Raw genomic sequence first — 15,111 nt, forward strand, 5'->3', positions numbered from 1 at the left:
ATGGCCGATCTCGCCCCGCAATCCCGCCCGGACCTGTCCAGCTTCAATTGGGATGACCCTTTCCTGCTGGAAGCTCAGCTTGAAGAAGACGAACGGATGATCCGCGACAGCGCCTATGCCTATGCACAGGAGAAGCTGTTGCCGCGCGTGACGAAAGCGTTCGAGAAGGAAGAAACCGATCCCGCGATCTTCGCCGAGATGGGCGGGATGGGATTGTTGGGCACCACCATCCCTGAAGAATATGGCGGGCTAGGTGCGGGCTATGTCGCCTATGGCCTTGTGGCGCGCGAGGTCGAGCGGGTGGACAGTGGCTACCGCTCGATGATGTCGGTGCAATCGTCGCTCGTCATGTATCCGATCTATGCCTACGGCACGGATGCGCAGCGCAAGAAATACCTCCCCAAGTTGGCGGCCGGCGAATGGATTGGCTGTTTTGGACTGACCGAACCTGATGCGGGGTCAGACCCTGGCAGCATGAAAACCACGGCCAGGAAGGTCGATGGCGGTTATGTGCTGAACGGCTCAAAAATGTGGATATCGAATGCACCGATTGCGGATGTGTTTGTGGTCTGGGCCAAATCCGATGCGCATGGCGGCAAGATCAAGGGCTTTGTGCTGGACAAGGGCGCGAAAGGTCTGTCTGCCCCGAAGATCGAAGGCAAGCTGTCCTTGCGCGCGTCCATCACGGGCGAAATTGTGATGGAGAATGTCGAGGTGTCCGAGGATGCGCTTTTGCCCAATGTCGAGGGGCTGAAAGGTCCGTTCGGCTGTCTGAACCGGGCGCGGTATGGCATCGCTTGGGGTGTGATGGGCGCAGCAGAGGCCTGCTGGCATGCCGCCCGTCAATATGGGTTGGACCGCAAGCAATTCGGCAAGCCGCTGGCTCAGATGCAGTTGTTCCAACTGAAACTGGCCAATATGCAGACCGAGATCACCCTGGGGTTGCAAGCCGCGCTGCGCGTCGGACGTTTGATGGACGAAGCAAAAGCCGCGCCAGAGATGGTATCCCTGATCAAACGCAACAATTGCGGCAAGGCGCTGGAGATCGCGCGCCACGCTCGTGATATGCATGGCGGCAATGGGATCAGTCAGGAGTTTCACGTGATCCGCCACATGGTGAACCTTGAAACCGTGAACACCTATGAAGGCACACATGACGTGCACGCGCTGATCCTTGGACGTGCACAGACAGGGCTGCAAGCGTTTTTCTAAGACCCGGAACGATCACGAAAGGGTGCCAGATGGCGCCCTTTTTCCCGGTAGTCAATCTTGTGTCCCGCTTAGACAATCCGACAATGCGTTGGCTTGCGAACGCAGAAGCTGAAAGTAAAGATTGGGGCCGGGGGACAGGCTGGCGCCGTTTGGGTCCAGCACGCCGAACCCGACGTCGGTCCCATCCACGAGGTCACGCATCATATCCTGATCCTCGGTTGCCTCCGCGAAGGCGCATCGGGCCTTGCCGCTGGCCAAAAGATTGTTGATCTCGGTCATACGTGCAGCGGAAGGTGGCGCGCTGTCACTTTCGCGCACGGCCCCAAGCGGCGACAAGGCAAAGTGACTTGTGAAATAGCCGTAAGCATCATGAAACACGATGAAGCCGTGCTCGCGGATAGGGGCGAGCTGCGCCTCGATCTCGGTTTCCGTCTGTTCCAGACGCGCTCGGGCTTCAGCCGCATTTGCGCGATAAACGTCGGCATTCTCGGGATCTTGCTGGGCGAGCGTTTCCGCGATTTCACCAAGCCAGACGGCCCCATTCTCTGGCGACAGCCATGCGTGAGGATCCAGAGCATGGTCCGTCTTGCGCACTATTGTTCCGGGTGCGTCCATCAAGGCAACCGGGTCGGCGGGGCTGACGCCGGTCAAGGCGCGTTCCAACCAGGGCGTCAGGTCTGGCCCGACCCAGAACACCAGATCGGCTTGCGAAAGCGCGCGCATCTGTGAAGGGCGCAACTGGAAATCATGCGGCTCTGCCCCTTGGGGCAGTAATAGATCGGGCTCTGCCAGATCGCCCATCACCGTTGAGACGAGCGAATGCACGGGGGCGATGTCGGTCACAACTCGCAGCGGGTCTGCAGCAAGCGGCGTGGCAAAAAAAATGAGCGCGGGCAGGATGAAGCGGTTCATGTTGGGCCTTGTGGTTGGGGGTGTGATGTTATACCATTTATAAAGTGATAATATTACAAAACTGGGATGTCAAATCCAAATGAATGATCAAGATCCGTCCTGTGCCTTTCACTCCCATGACCACGCGGCGTGTACCCACGACGTTTTGACCCGCGCCGAAAATCTGTGCCGAGAAAGCGGGGCGCGGTTGACGCCTGTACGCAAACGCGTGTTGGAAATCCTGCTGGAGGAGCACCGCGCGATGGGGGCTTACGACGTTCTGGATCGTCTGTCCGTCGAAGGGTTCGGAAGCCAACCCCCGGTCGCTTATCGGGCGCTGGAATTTCTTGTGGAGCAAGGTTTTGTGCATCGCATTCGACGGCTGAACGCCTTTGCGGCTTGCACCTCCCCCGGTGACAGTCATGCGCCGGTTTTCTTTATCTGCAAGGCGTGCAAGGCGGTGGCCGAGGTGCCGGGGCAATCTGTTCGGGACGAGGTGGATCGCATCGCAAGCGCCCTTGGGTTTGCCGTCGAACGCACCAATATCGAAGCGCTTGGCCTGTGCCCGACGTGTTCGGACGGGGCGGCCGCATGAGTTTGATCACGGCCCGGAACCTATCCGTCTCGCACGGGCGGCGGACGGTTCTGAGCGATGTGAATTTCACCATTGAACCCGGCGAGATCGTGACCATCGTCGGTCCCAACGGGTCCGGCAAGTCCACCTTGTTGCGTGCCTTGTTGGGGATGTTGCGCGTCTCAGGAGAGGTTACGAAAAAACCGGGTCTGGTCGTTGGCTATGTCCCGCAGAAACTTGCACTTGATCCCAGTTTGCCGATGCCCGTAACCAGCTTCCTGAACCTACCCAAACCGCATAGCCTTGCAGAGCAGGCTGAAGTGTTGCGGCGTGTTGGCGTGCCGAATGTGGCCGACCAACAAGTGTCGGAGTTATCAGGCGGGCAATTGCAACGCGTTCTTCTGGCGCGGGCGTTGCTGTCGAAACCGGATATTCTGGTGCTGGACGAACCCACGCAAGGGTTGGACCAGAATGGTGAAGCCGCATTTTATCAGCTGATTGAGGCTGTTCGCACCGAAACGGGTGTCGCGGTCCTGATGGTGTCTCATGATTTGCACGTGGTGATGAGCGCGTCGGACCGCGTGATATGCTTGAACGGTCACGTATGCTGCGAAGGCACGCCGCATGTGGTGCGCGATGCGCCTGAATACCGGGCGCTGTTTGGGCAAGGCACACGGGGTGCTCTGGCCTTGTATCAGCACGAACATGATCACGAGCATCACGGCTGCACGCATGATCATTCCACGGACAAGGACACAGCGAATGCTGGATGATTTTCTGGTGCGCGCGGCGTTGGCCGGGATCGGCTTGTCCATCGCGACAGGGCCGCTTGGATCGTTTGTCGTCTGGCGCCGGATGGCATATTTCGGGGATGCGACCGCACATGCGGCCATTCTGGGCGTGGCTTTGGCGTTGCTCATGGCCCTTCCCATCTGGTTGGGCACGCTGGTCATTGCACTTGCGATGGCACTGACGATCAGTTGGATGTCCGCGCGGGGACAATCGTCCGATACCGGACTTGGGGTGTTGTCCTATTCGGCGCTTTCGGCGGGGCTTGTGGCGATTTCCTTTGCGCCCGGTGTGCGGGTGGACCTGGCGTCTTTTCTGTTTGGTGACATTCTGGCGGTGACGCGTGCCGATCTTGTGCTGGTGTGGGGTGGAGCCGTCGCAATTGCCGGGTTGATCGCGTGGCGCTGGTCGCGACTTCTGCTATCCACGCTCAGTCCCGATTTGGCGGCGGCCTCGGACATTAATCCGACCCGCGAAGGCATGGTGTTGACACTGTCGCTCGCAGTGGTGGTCGCGGTGTCGCTGAAAGTCGTCGGGGCGCTGTTGATATCGGCCTTGCTGATCATTCCTGCCGCGGCGGCTCGACTGGTGTCGACAAAGCCGATTGCCATGGCGGTAACGGCAGTTTTGATTGGCTGGGTTGCCAGTCTGGCTGGACTTTGGGGATCGCTCCATTATGACACGCCGGCGGGCCCATCCATCATCGTGGCGGCTGCGTTGATTTATCTGGTGCTGACGGGGTACAGCACCCTGAAGACCACCTGACTCGGCTGAAGGAGCTTGCATGTCCGCCCTTGAACGCGCCACCCAAATCGCCCGGACCGCCCAAGCCCGTGTCATCCTACCGGAGCTTGACGACCCGCGTATTGTTGCCGTTGGCGACAGGTTGCGGCGCGAAGGGCTGGCGGTGCCGGTGCCCCTGGCAGAGCGTGGGGATCATCACATCGAGGCTTTGATGACCTCACGCCCGATGCGCGAGAGTATTGCGGCCCGGATGTTGGAGCGCCCCTTGATGCGCGCGGCCGCTATGGTGGCAAGCGGAGAGGCCGACATTCTGGTCGCAGGCGCCATCGCCCCATCGCGCCGCGTGATCGAAGCGGTGTCGATCGTGATCGGGCTGGAAGAGGGCACCACCACGCCGTCCAGTTTCTTTCTGATGGTCACGGCCGACGGGCGCGAGATGATATTTGCCGATTGCGCGGTAAACGTAGACCCGGACGCCGCACAACTGACGGATATCGCGCAGGTCTCACAGATCTCGGCACAACGGCTTCTGGGCGCTGCAAGCGTCGCCTTGTTGTCGTATTCGACGGGCCGCTCCGGCATTGGGGTTTCGGTCGACAAGGTTGCACACGCGGCGGAACTGTCGGGATTTCCCGGTCCGGTGCAAGGCGATGCGGCGCTGAACCGCGCTGTTGCCGCTCAGAAGGGAAGCACCGGGATGGGAGACGCGAATGTGTTGGTGTTTCCCAATCTGGACGCGGGCAACATTGCCTATAAGCTGTTGGTGGAATTGGCAGGCGCGCGGGCCTATGGACCAATTCTGCAAGGGTTCAAACGCCCGGTCTGTGACCTGTCGCGCGGCGCAACAGTTGATGACATCGTCGCCAGCACCGTGTTGGCGATCGCTGCTGATCAGATGGCGCGATCCAGTTAGCTGGCCGCGCTGGCTTGGGCGGCGGTGACGGCGATCATATGCAGAATATCTTCAGCCGTGCACCCGCGCGACAGGTCATTGGCTGGTTTCGACAATCCCTGAAGCACCGGGCCAATCGCCGTTGCGCCCCCCACACGCTGGGCGATCTTATAGGCGATGTTGCCGCTTTCCAGATTTGGGAAGATGAACACGTTGGCGATGCCTTCCAGCGGACTGCCTTCGGCCTTTCGGGCGGCCACATCGGGCACGAAGGCGGCGTCAAACTGCAATTCACCGTCGATCAGAAGATCGGGCGCATGTTCTTTGGCAATTCTGGTGGCCGTGACCACCTTTGACACCGAATGATGTTCCGAACTGCCCCGGGTCGAGAAGGACAGCATCGCGACGCGCGGTGTCTCGCCCGTCAGCGTGACGAAGGAATCTGCCGATGACAGCGCGATCTGGGCCATTTCATCGGCTGTAGGATCAACAACCAATCCGCTATCCGCAAAGATCATCGCGCCTTTTCGGGCGTGGTGCACCTCGCAAAACAACATCAGAAAGAAGCTGGACACCAGCGCACTGCCGGGCTTCGGGCCGATCACCTGAAGGGCCGTGCGCACAATCTCGGCGGTGGTGGATATCGCGCCGCCGACGGTGCCATCCGCATATCCCGCCTTCACCATCAGGGCGGCAAAGACATAGGGGTTCACGGCTGCCACTTCGGCATCTGCGCGTGTCACCCCCTTGTGCTGGCGCAGATCGTGGTAAAGCGTGATCAACTCCGGCAGATGCGGTGACGTTGCGGGGTCGTGCAGCGTAATACCGTCGATGATCTCCAGACCAAGGGTCTTGAACGTGGTTATGATTTCATCTTGTTTACCAACAAGGTCAATCTGCGCAATCCCTTGTGATGCGGCGTCAAACGCGGCTTGAACCACCCGCAGCGCGCTGCCTTCGGGCAGAATGATCCTGTGGTGCGACCGTGCGGCGTTGCGCAGCAGGGTTTCCAGCGGTTTCATTGATGTCTCGCTCCCGTGGAGAACCGGCGATGACGCGATTATCGACAGACAAACGCGAAACATTCCGATCGGATTGGCCGGGCGTCAACTCGACGCCCGATCCAGACTTCAGACTTTTTGGGGCCGCATGTCGTCCTTGCTGATGCCAGCTACGACCACCGGTTTCTTCATCGCGTCGCGGCGGAACGGCTCGCCAAGTTCCTGGTTGATCATCGCTTCTATGATCGTCGTCTTGCCGTCCTTCTGGTCCTTGATTGCCTGATCCAGCGCAGCGGTCAGTTCGTCCATCGTGCGGGCGACCACGCCTTGCAGGCCACAGGCCTTCGCAATTCCAGCATAGCTAACCTGTGTATCCAGTTCGGTGCCGACGAAATTGTCATCATACCACAGGGTCGAATTGCGCTTCTCTGCGCCCCATTGATAGTTGCGAAACACAATCTGCGTGACGGCGGGCCATTCCTCGCGCCCAATGGCGGTCAGTTCGGTCACGGCGATGCCGAACGCCCCATCGCCCGAGAAACCCACCACAGGTGTATCGGGGCATCCAATCTTGGCACCGATCACCGCGGGCAAACCATAACCGCAAGGGCCAAACAGACCAGGTGCCAGATATTTCCGACCCGCCTCGAAGGTTGGGTAGGCGTTGCCAATGGCACAGTTGTTACCGATGTCGGAGGAAATGATCGCCTCTTTCGGAAGGGCGGCCTGAATGGCGCGCCACGCCATGCGTGGGCTCATCCAATCGGGTTTCGCACCGCGTGCGCGTTCGTTCCATGTGGTGCCCGGATCGTCCTCTTCATGATCCATCGAGGACAATTGCTGTGCCCAAGCGGATTTGGTTTGGGCGATGATCGACTTGCGGTCTTCGCGGCCAGCGTCGCCGGCATCTGCGGTCAGTTTGTGAAGCAGGGTGGAAGCCACCTTTTTTGCGTCGCCGACGATCCCGACGCTGATCTTCTTGGTCAGACCGATCCGGTCGGGATTGATGTCCACCTGAATGATCTTGGCGTCTTTCGGCCAGTAATCCAGCCCATATCCGGGCAGGGTCGAGAAAGGGTTGAGCCGTGTGCCAAGCGCCAGAACCACGTCAGCTTTCTGGATCAGTTCCATCCCGGCCTTGTTGCCATTGTAGCCCAGCGGCCCAGCGAACAGGGGATGGCTGCCCGGAAAGGCGTCATTGTGCTGATAGCCCACGCAGACGGGCGCATCGAGCCGCTCGGCCAACTCCATGGATTCCTGTATGGCACCGCCCAGCACCACCCCCGCACCATTCAGGATGACGGGAAACTTGGCGTGAGACAGAAGATCTGCTGCTTCGGACAAAGCCTGTTCCCCGCCCGCGGGGCGCTCAAATTCAACAATGGCGGGCAGTTCGATGTCGATCACCTGCGTCCAATAATCGCGGGGCATGTTGATTTGCGCAGGTGCGCTTGCGCGCTTCGCGTTGATGATGACACGGTTCAGCACTTCGGCCACACGCGAGGGATCGCGGACCTCTTCTTGATAGGCCACGCAGTCGGCAAACATGTTCATCTGCTCGATTTCCTGAAAACCACCCTGACCGATGGTCTTGTTTGCCGCCTGTGGTGTAACCAGAAGCAACGGCGTGTGGTTCCAGTAGGCGGTTTTGACGGCGGTCACGAAATTGGCGATGCCGGGGCCGTTCTGCGCGATCATCATGCTCATCTTGCCAGTCGCACGGGTGTAGCCATCGGCCATCATGCCGCCCGACCCTTCGTGCGCGCAGTCCCAAAAGGAGATGCCGGCGGCTGGGAAGTTATCGGAAATGGGCATGAAGGCCGAGCCGATGATGCCAAACGCGTGTTCGATGCCGTGCAATTGCAGCGTTTTAACAAAGGCTTCTTCCGTGGTCATCTTCATCTGGTGCTCTCCCTTAGAAGTAACGCGTGTCACGGTGCTGTTAGGGGTCCGGACAGACGTGGTGTCGTGAATATTCTTAGGCAGCAGAAAGGGGAGGCTATAGGGCCAGTTGACTGGGCTATTTGGCGCCAGTCTGACGCATCGCGGCGATCTCTTCCCCGATCAGGGATATTCCCTTGGGAATACGGACTGCCGGGATTGAACTGTAGGCAATCCGATAGAAATTGCGTGGTGGGGTGGAGCTACCGAAAAAGGGGGCGCCGGGTTCGATCACCACATCTTTCGCCATCAAGCGATCCGCCAGTTCACGAGTGTCGATGTCGTCAGGCGCGCGCATCCAGAAAGCAGAACCGCCAAAGACACCCCGCCCCGCAATGGTCAGGCCAGTGTCTTCGATTGCAGTGTTCATCACGTCGCGTCGTTGGTGATACGCCGCGCCGATTCTGCGGATCAGGGCGTCATAATGGCCAAGCGACAGGAAATAAGCGACAGTGCGCTGGATCAGGCCGGGGGGATGGCGCAACACAACAGAGCGCAAGGCGCGCGCCTCGCGGATAAACGGTTCCGATCCAACCAGATATCCAAGGCGCAGCCCGGGAAACAGGGACTTCGAAAAACTGCCGACATAGATCACGCGCCCCTCGCGGTCCAGCGACTTCAATGCGGGCGAGGGCGGGTTGAGGAATGACATTTCGAAATCGTAATCATCCTCGACCACCACTGCTTCCAGCTCGCGCGCGCGTTTCAACAACACCTTGCGCCGCTCCAGCGGCATAGTGGCAGTGGTGGGGCTTTGGTGGCTTGGGGTGGTATAGATGACATCGGTGCCTTCGGGCAGGGCGTCCGGTGCCAGCCCGCCCCGATCCACCGGAATTTTCACAAGGTGACAGCGGCTTTGCGTCAGGATATCGCGCAAAGAGTAATAGCACGGGTCTTCGATGGCTGCCGTCCGTCGCTGAGTGAGTAAGACCTGCGCGGTCAGCCAAAGCGCATTCTGGGCGCCAAGCGTGATCAGGATCTCTTCCGGACGGGCCAAGATGCCGCGCCGGGGCAGGATATGGCGCGTGATGAATTCGATAAGTTGCGGATCGTCCTGATCGTAATAGTCACGCATCATCGCCGGGTGGTCTTTCTGCCCCAAAGCCCGCAAGGCACATAGTCGCCACGAATTGTGGTCGAACAGCGTCGGGTCAGCTTGGCCGTAGATGAACGGGTATTTCATTCGCCGCCAGTCTGGCGGTTTGGTTGGTGTGCTTCCCCCGGTGAAATTCGTGCCGATGGCGCGGCCCCAATCGACCTTGTCCTCACCTCGCGACCGGAGTTTGAAAGATGGAGGTTCCGGCGCGTTTTCAGACACATAGAACCCGCTGCGCCCTTTCGAGGTCAGATAGTCATTCGCTTGCAGTTCCGTATAGGCAAGCGTAACTGTAATCCGGCTGACGCCCAGATGGGTAGACAGTCGCCGGGTCGAGGGCAGTTTCTCGCCTCGCGGCAATCGCCCGGACAAAATCGCTTCGGCGATCATCTGCTGGATCTGCGCCTGAAGCGTGCCTTGGGCGTCTTGGTCCAGAAAAAAGGTTTCCACCGGGGCTGCCATGCGGCGACCCTAACGTGGACTTAGGCTCAAAGCAATCTGGACATAAACCAGCGGTCAGCGATTGGAGGAAATCCACGCCGACATCAGGCCTGCATCCCGGAAGCATTCATCCGGGATGGCGCGGCGTTTCGCCCGTGCGATACGTTCGGCAAACGCGACCTGTCGGGACGTGGCCCGGCTGTCATGTGATCGGAAGGTGCCGGATTTCAGACGGTTCTGATGTTCACCGATCCAACCGGAAAGCGCGGCGCGATCGCTGATCTTATCCGCTGGGATGCTCGCCCCCAGGCGGGCAGCAATATGGCGGGCATAATCGACCTGTTTCGGAGTCGGTGGCAAAGTGCGGGCAGCGTGCATGTTTGGTCCTCCTGTTCCTGATCTGTTTCACGACCGTTACTTGAGAACAAATATAGAACATTTTGAGGAAAAGTCCAGTCTGCACGCTGCAATCTCTGTTACCTGCGGGGCTGCTCCAGCCTCCAGGTCAGATTTGCGTGCACTGCGGGCCATTCGGACGCGATGATCGAATAGACCGCCGTGTCGCGGATCGTATCGCCGGGTCCGCGTTGGTGGCTGCGCAATATGCCATCCAGTTTTGCGCCCAGCCGTTCAATCGCGCGGCGGCTTTGCTGGTTCATGAAATGGGTGCGGAATTCGACGGCGATGCAGTTCAGTGTATCGAAAGCATGTGACAACAGCAGGCGCTTGGCCTCGGTGTTCAAGGGGCCGCGTTGGACCGACCTCCGATACCATGTCGAGCCGATTTCGACCCGCCGATTGGCTGCATCAATGTTCATATAGCTGGTCATACCGACAGGGGTGCCATCAGGCGTCATCACACAGAAGGGCAGCATGGAACCTGCCTTCTGCAAACCGAGCCGTCGGTCGATTTCGGCCACCATCCCCTCGGGGGTCGGAATGGCGGTATACCAAAGCCGGTAGAGGTCTCCATCCGCACACGCCATGCGCAAGGCGGCGGCATGGTCGTGTGACAGCGGGGTAAGAATGACATGTTCGCCGGTCAGTGTCACAGGGGCGGGCCACATGGGATGTCCTTACTTCGATTGGATAGGGTCTGGGTCTGGCCCAGAAATCAAAAAAGCGGGCCAACGAAAAGACCCGCTTTTTCAAAGTTTCAGGTGACGGTTAGCCGAAGATTTTGGTCAGGGCCTTATCAACCGCATCGGTGATCCGATCCACGTCCTCGGCGGTCACGATCAGGGCTGGGCTGAAGCACAACACATTGTTGCGACCGGGGATGGACCGATTGCTTGCTCCGATGATGACGCCTTGTGCCCCGCAATCGCCAACGACGGCGGCGATTTCCTTTTCCGACACCGGCTCTTTGGTCTCGCGATCGGTCACAAGTTCGGCCCCAAGGAACAGGCCCTTGCCGCGCACGTCACCAATCACCTCATGCTTGTCCATCAGAGCCTTCAGGTTGCCAAGCATCCGTTCACCCATCTTGGTGGTGTTTTCCAGCAGGCCTTCATCTTCGATGATGCGCATATTTTCCAGTGCGGCGGCGGGGCCAGCGGTGCAGCCCCCGAAAGTCGAGATGTCGCGGAAGTGGTTCAGCACATCGTCCGAGTTGTCCTTGAACATCGCGAACACTTTTTCTGTCGTTACGCAGCAAGCGATGGCGGCATAGCCAGACGCGACCCCCTTGGCCATGGTGACGAAATCAGGCTGAATGCCATAGTGTTGATAACCGAACCAGGTGCCGGTGCGCCCAAGGCCGCAAACAACCTCGTCGATATGAAGAAGAATGTCGTGCTTGTCGCAAATCTCGCGCACGCGATCCCAATAACCTTCGGGGGCTTCGATCACACCGCCACCCGCAGTGATGGGTTCAAGACACAGCGCGCCGACGGTGTCGGGGCCTTCGCGCAGAATGACCTCTTCGATCAGATCAGCCGCCGCGCGGCCAAATTCGGCACCGGACAGGTGGCCCAACCCGATTTCATCCTTGCGATACTCCATGCAATGGGGCACGCGCACGAAATCGGGGGCAAACGGACCATACTGCATGTTGCGTTCGTCCTGTCCGCCTGCCGACATCGCTGCCAGCGTCGAACCGTGATAGTCGCGGTCGCGATACAGGATCTTGGTTTTCTTCCCACCATAGCGCTTATGGGCAATTTGACGGATCATCTTGAAGGCTTTCTCGTTCGCCTCGGATCCCGAATTCGTCACGTAAACGCGCGTCATACCCGGCATTTTCGAGATCAGTTTTTCCGAGAACATCGCGCCCGGAATGGACCCAGCCGAGCCTGCGAAATAGTTCAACTTCACCAACTGGTCTCGGACAACATCGGCGATGCTTTCCCGTCCATAGCCGACATTGACCGTCCAGACGCCACCGGACACGGCGTCGATATATTCCTTGCCGTTCTGATCCCAGACCCGCATCCCTTTGCCCTCAACGATGATCCGGGGATCAGCCGTTTCAAACGGCTTGTGCTGCGTCAGGTGGTGCCAGACATGGGCCTTGTCTGCTTCGACCACATGCGAGATGTCATTTTCCTTGAGTGCGCCGTCCATCCTATCCTCCAACGCTTGGTTGTCCCGGTGCACAGGGCAGGCGGGACTCAGTATCTTTGATCAAAAAACAGGATGACATTTCTGGCGCTGAAAAATAGGTCCAGCGCGATCTTGTTTTACATCCAGTTTGGTCCGAGATACCGGGTCTGCGACTTGCTCGCGTGTGATGACGGTTCGTTCGATTTATGGTCGGATCAGGCAAGGGGTGGATTTTGCCGTCAGCTTTGCTTAACTCGCTTTATGGCCGGACAAACAGATACAGTCTTGAACGCGATCCTGACGGGGATTGACCGGGGGGAGCTGAACCCCGGTGATCCGATCGACGAAAACGCGCTGATCGAAAGATACGCAGTATCGCGAACGCCGCTGCGCGAAGCGCTGTTGCGGTTGGAAGCGATGGGTCTGATCCTACGTCAGCCGCGCAAGGGCGCGGTTCTTTTCAGGCCAACGCTTGAGGAGTTTCTGGCCATCCTGGAAGTCCATGCACGCCTGGAAGGGCAAGCAGCCGGGCTTGCCGCGCGACGCATGTCTGCCCAAGCGGCGGATCGCCTGATGCAGATCGTTGAAGCTTGCGAAGCGCATGCGCGCGACCAAGGCGATGGTGATCCAGATGGGTATTACGTTCTGAACCTTGAGTTTCACAAGCAGGTTGGCGAGGCGTCGGGCAATCCGTTCCTGCTGGACATGATCAAGATGAACGCGCGCAAACTTCTGGCCTACTACCGGGCGCGCTATGCCTATCCGGGTATGATAGCGCAAAGCGCGCAGGAGCATCGGCAGATCGCTGAATTGATTCTTGCGCACCAAGCGGACGAAGCCGAAGCATTGATGGTGCGGCATGTCCAGTTTGACCGGGTGACTGTAATGGACCTGCTGGCGGCTTTGGCCTGACCTGCTTCAGGGCGCGCGGTCGTGTTCGAAAAACCGGATGATGCAATCCGAGAACAATCCGTTATCTGCGGACATCGGCAATGACGCGCGGGCTTTTTCGATCACATCTGCGGGTTTGTTTGGGGCCAGTTCTTCGATCAGGGCGGCGATGAACTCATGGGTCATTTCCGGGTGGTTCTGTGTCGTGAAGACGTGGTCCCCGATCACGAACCCACCCACCGCGCAGCCGTCGTGGCGCAGGATGACTTCGGCACCGTCGGGCAACTTGGAAACCTGTTCGATATGGGCGCCGTATTGCCAAAACCTGCGGGCCTCCATCCAGGGCGGGCGGGCGGTGGCTTCGATTTCGACCGAGCCAATGACCCAGCCCTCGGGGTTCTGGCTGACCTCGCCACCCAGCGCAAGCGCTATGGCTTGATGGCCGAAGCAAGCCCCGAACAGCGGTTTCTTCGACGCTTCAATGCGGGTGATCAGGTCAAGCAAGCGCGCAATCCACGGTGCGTCATCATGCACGGATGCCGGGCTTCCAGTGACGATCCAGCCATCATGGATCGACTCGTTTTTCGGAAACTTACCATCTTTCACGGAATAGACGGTGAAGGTCCAATCCGGGCGCTTGGGGGCAAGAAGTGCGTGCCACTTTTCACCATCCCTTGGATGTAGCCGAGAAAACTCGCTTTCATCGGTGTTGGCCATCAAGATCGCGATACGCATGATTTCTCCGCTTTACATATTTAACATGTTATATAATATATTTTAAGACGCGCAACAGACAACCGCATTACAGCCAAGGAGGCGCGCATGACGGTCTGGACCCCTAATGACGACGGATTTGCCGATCTGTCCAGCCACGACACATTTGTCAACGGTGCGCCGCACAACACCTTCGCACGTCTGCGACGGGACGATCCGGTCAGCTGGAGCGATTGGGATGGGGGTGAAGGCTTCTGGAGCATCGTGCGCCATGCCGACATCACCGAACTGAATCGCAACTATCAGGTCATGTCCTCGGCCCGTGGCATTCGTATGGAGGATCAGAGCTATGAAGAGTATCTGGCGAGACGGACCTTTCAGGAAACCGATCCACCGGAACATATGAAAACACGCGTGAAGGTGGGCAAGGCGTTCTCGCGTCCTGTTGTGGCCGGGTTTGAGCAACAGATCCGCGACTTGTGCCACCCCATTCTGGATGCGGCGCTGGAAAAGGGCACGTTTGACGCCACCAAGGAGATTGCGCGGCAATTGCCGATGATGATGCTGGGCCGGATCCTTGGCACACCAGACGAGGACCTGCCGTGGCTGGTCGAAAAGGGCGATGCGTTGATTGCCAATACGGACCCGGATTTCACCGATCATGTCCTGGACAAAATGCAGACCGATGAATACCGGATGATGCCATTCAACAGCCCTGCCGGGGCCGAGTTGTTCGACTACGCCAAGCGCCTGATTGAAGAGAAGACCCGCAAGGGCGACACGGACGGCGTGCTGCACATGATCCTGCAACCCGACAAGGACGGCAACCTCATGCCGGAACAGGAGTTTCGCAACTTTTTCTGCCTGCTCGTGGCCGCAGGCAATGATACCACGCGTTATTCGATTGCGGCGGGCATTCAGGCAATGTGCCATCAGCCTGAACTTCTGGGTCAGATGCAGGACGGCGGAGACGTGTGGGGCACCGCGCCCGATGAAATCATCCGCTGGGCCACACCTGCGCTCTATTTCAGACGCACGGCGACCTGTGACTACGATATCCACGGCAAAACCATCCGCGAAGGCGATAAAGTGCTTTACTGGTGGATTTCGGCAAACCGCGATGAAGAGGTGTTTGACGACCCGAACCGCGTTGACCTTCATCGCAGTCCCAACAGACACATGTCATTTGGTCAAGGCGGGCCGCATGTGTGTCTGGGCATGCATTTGGCGCGGCTGGAGGTGCGGGTTTTGTTTGAAGAACTCGCAAAACGCGTCAAACTGGTGGAACCGGCGGGGGATCACAAGTTCCTGCGGTCCAACTTTGTCGGTGGGATAAAAGAACTGCCTGTCATGATGCAGGCCAAATAACTCCGGCAATCGG

General features: G+C 58.8%; 15 protein-coding genes. 7 read left to right on the top strand and 8 right to left on the bottom strand.

Going from position 1 to position 15,111, the window contains the following annotated elements:
- On the top strand, window positions 1-1,212 hold the full coding sequence (locus tag AC13C8_RS10750) for an acyl-CoA dehydrogenase (RefSeq protein ID WP_482847290.1): 1,212 nt from the start codon (window positions 1-3) through the stop codon (window positions 1,210-1,212).
- A gap of 51 nt (window positions 1,213-1,263) precedes the next feature.
- Here the strand turns inward: AC13C8_RS10750 and AC13C8_RS10755 are convergent, their stop codons facing one another.
- The gene (locus AC13C8_RS10755) at window positions 1,264-2,124 is read right to left on the bottom strand and encodes a zinc ABC transporter substrate-binding protein (protein WP_482847291.1); all 861 of its coding nucleotides are present in this window, start codon (window positions 2,122-2,124) and stop codon (window positions 1,264-1,266) included.
- Between the two features lie 79 nt (window positions 2,125-2,203).
- Here AC13C8_RS10755 and AC13C8_RS10760 point away from each other — a divergent pair, with 79 nt between their 5' ends.
- From AC13C8_RS10760 to AC13C8_RS10775, 4 genes are read left to right on the top strand one after another with little or no spacing between them, the layout of a single operon-like run.
- Window positions 2,204-2,698 (top strand): transcriptional repressor, encoded by a 495-nt coding sequence (locus AC13C8_RS10760; RefSeq protein ID WP_482847292.1) that lies wholly within the window; start codon window positions 2,204-2,206, stop codon window positions 2,696-2,698.
- Window positions 2,695-3,450 (top strand): metal ABC transporter ATP-binding protein, encoded by a 756-nt coding sequence (locus AC13C8_RS10765; RefSeq protein ID WP_482847293.1) that lies wholly within the window; start codon window positions 2,695-2,697, stop codon window positions 3,448-3,450. The genes AC13C8_RS10760 and AC13C8_RS10765 overlap by 4 nt, the downstream gene beginning before the upstream one ends.
- A complete protein-coding gene (locus AC13C8_RS10770; protein ID WP_482847294.1) occupies window positions 3,440-4,231 on the top strand; it encodes a metal ABC transporter permease in 792 nt (263 codons plus the stop codon). The genes AC13C8_RS10765 and AC13C8_RS10770 overlap by 11 nt, the downstream gene beginning before the upstream one ends.
- Window positions 4,232-4,250: 19 nt before the next feature.
- A complete protein-coding gene (locus tag AC13C8_RS10775; protein WP_482847295.1) occupies window positions 4,251-5,123 on the top strand; it encodes a phosphate acyltransferase in 873 nt (290 codons plus the stop codon).
- On the opposite strand, the gene pta is transcribed toward AC13C8_RS10775, so the two are convergent.
- The 6 genes from pta to AC13C8_RS10805 all read right to left on the bottom strand — a co-directional run bounded on the left by pta (window position 5,120) and on the right by AC13C8_RS10805 (window position 12,146).
- The gene (gene pta / locus AC13C8_RS10780; RefSeq protein ID WP_482847296.1) at window positions 5,120-6,124 is read right to left on the bottom strand and encodes a phosphate acetyltransferase; all 1,005 of its coding nucleotides are present in this window, start codon (window positions 6,122-6,124) and stop codon (window positions 5,120-5,122) included. The two genes, AC13C8_RS10775 and pta, sit on opposite strands and share 4 nt — an antisense overlap.
- Before the next feature lie 108 nt (window positions 6,125-6,232).
- A complete protein-coding gene (xsc, locus tag AC13C8_RS10785; protein ID WP_091430736.1) occupies window positions 6,233-8,005 on the bottom strand; it encodes a sulfoacetaldehyde acetyltransferase in 1,773 nt (590 codons plus the stop codon).
- 118 nt (window positions 8,006-8,123) lie between these two features.
- On the bottom strand, window positions 8,124-9,602 hold the full coding sequence (gene pdxR / locus AC13C8_RS10790; protein WP_482847297.1) for a MocR-like pyridoxine biosynthesis transcription factor PdxR: 1,479 nt from the start codon (window positions 9,600-9,602) through the stop codon (window positions 8,124-8,126).
- Window positions 9,603-9,656: 54 nt separating this feature from the next.
- The gene (locus tag AC13C8_RS10795) at window positions 9,657-9,959 is read right to left on the bottom strand and encodes a hypothetical protein (protein WP_091430732.1); all 303 of its coding nucleotides are present in this window, start codon (window positions 9,957-9,959) and stop codon (window positions 9,657-9,659) included.
- A 98-nt stretch (window positions 9,960-10,057) separates the two neighbouring features.
- Window positions 10,058-10,648, bottom strand: a complete 591-nt coding sequence (locus AC13C8_RS10800; protein ID WP_482847298.1) for a GNAT family N-acetyltransferase — start codon at window positions 10,646-10,648, stop codon at window positions 10,058-10,060.
- Between the two features lie 100 nt (window positions 10,649-10,748).
- Entirely contained in the window at window positions 10,749-12,146 is a 1,398-nt protein-coding gene (locus tag AC13C8_RS10805) for an aminotransferase family protein (RefSeq protein ID WP_091430728.1), read from the bottom strand.
- 240 nt (window positions 12,147-12,386) lie between these two features.
- On the opposite strand from AC13C8_RS10805, the gene AC13C8_RS10810 reads away from it, so the two are divergent.
- The gene (locus AC13C8_RS10810; protein WP_482847299.1) at window positions 12,387-13,037 is read left to right on the top strand and encodes a GntR family transcriptional regulator; all 651 of its coding nucleotides are present in this window, start codon (window positions 12,387-12,389) and stop codon (window positions 13,035-13,037) included.
- Window positions 13,038-13,043: 6 nt separating this feature from the next.
- Here the strand turns inward: AC13C8_RS10810 and AC13C8_RS10815 are convergent, their stop codons facing one another.
- The gene (locus AC13C8_RS10815) at window positions 13,044-13,751 is read right to left on the bottom strand and encodes a type 1 glutamine amidotransferase (RefSeq protein WP_091430725.1); all 708 of its coding nucleotides are present in this window, start codon (window positions 13,749-13,751) and stop codon (window positions 13,044-13,046) included.
- 87 nt (window positions 13,752-13,838) lie between these two features.
- On the opposite strand from AC13C8_RS10815, the gene AC13C8_RS10820 reads away from it, so the two are divergent.
- Window positions 13,839-15,098: a cytochrome P450 gene (locus AC13C8_RS10820; protein WP_482847300.1), complete on the top strand. Its 1,260-nt coding sequence runs from the start codon at window positions 13,839-13,841 to the stop codon at window positions 15,096-15,098.
- The last annotated feature ends 13 nt before the right edge of the window (window positions 15,099-15,111 follow it).

The organism is Aliiroseovarius sp. B-4 (assembly GCF_056857795.1).

Bases quoted from the DNA above. Each gene is read 5' to 3' on its own strand.
- AC13C8_RS10750 (WP_482847290.1), top strand. From the start codon at position 1: ATGGCCGATCTCGCCCCGCAATCCCGCCCGGACCTGTCCAGCTTCAAT.
- AC13C8_RS10755 (WP_482847291.1), bottom strand. From the start codon at position 2,124: ATGAACCGCTTCATCCTGCCCGCGCTCATTTTTTTTGCCACGCCGCTT.
- AC13C8_RS10760 (WP_482847292.1), top strand. From the start codon at position 2,204: ATGAATGATCAAGATCCGTCCTGTGCCTTTCACTCCCATGACCACGCG.
- AC13C8_RS10765 (WP_482847293.1), top strand. From the start codon at position 2,695: ATGAGTTTGATCACGGCCCGGAACCTATCCGTCTCGCACGGGCGGCGG.
- AC13C8_RS10770 (WP_482847294.1), top strand. From the start codon at position 3,440: ATGCTGGATGATTTTCTGGTGCGCGCGGCGTTGGCCGGGATCGGCTTG.
- AC13C8_RS10775 (WP_482847295.1), top strand. From the start codon at position 4,251: ATGTCCGCCCTTGAACGCGCCACCCAAATCGCCCGGACCGCCCAAGCC.
- pta (WP_482847296.1), bottom strand. From the start codon at position 6,124: ATGAAACCGCTGGAAACCCTGCTGCGCAACGCCGCACGGTCGCACCAC.
- xsc (WP_091430736.1), bottom strand. From the start codon at position 8,005: ATGAAGATGACCACGGAAGAAGCCTTTGTTAAAACGCTGCAATTGCAC.
- pdxR (WP_482847297.1), bottom strand. From the start codon at position 9,602: ATGGCAGCCCCGGTGGAAACCTTTTTTCTGGACCAAGACGCCCAAGGC.
- AC13C8_RS10795 (WP_091430732.1), bottom strand. From the start codon at position 9,959: ATGCACGCTGCCCGCACTTTGCCACCGACTCCGAAACAGGTCGATTAT.
- AC13C8_RS10800 (WP_482847298.1), bottom strand. From the start codon at position 10,648: ATGTGGCCCGCCCCTGTGACACTGACCGGCGAACATGTCATTCTTACC.
- AC13C8_RS10805 (WP_091430728.1), bottom strand. From the start codon at position 12,146: ATGGACGGCGCACTCAAGGAAAATGACATCTCGCATGTGGTCGAAGCA.
- AC13C8_RS10810 (WP_482847299.1), top strand. From the start codon at position 12,387: ATGGCCGGACAAACAGATACAGTCTTGAACGCGATCCTGACGGGGATT.
- AC13C8_RS10815 (WP_091430725.1), bottom strand. From the start codon at position 13,751: ATGCGTATCGCGATCTTGATGGCCAACACCGATGAAAGCGAGTTTTCT.
- AC13C8_RS10820 (WP_482847300.1), top strand. From the start codon at position 13,839: ATGACGGTCTGGACCCCTAATGACGACGGATTTGCCGATCTGTCCAGC.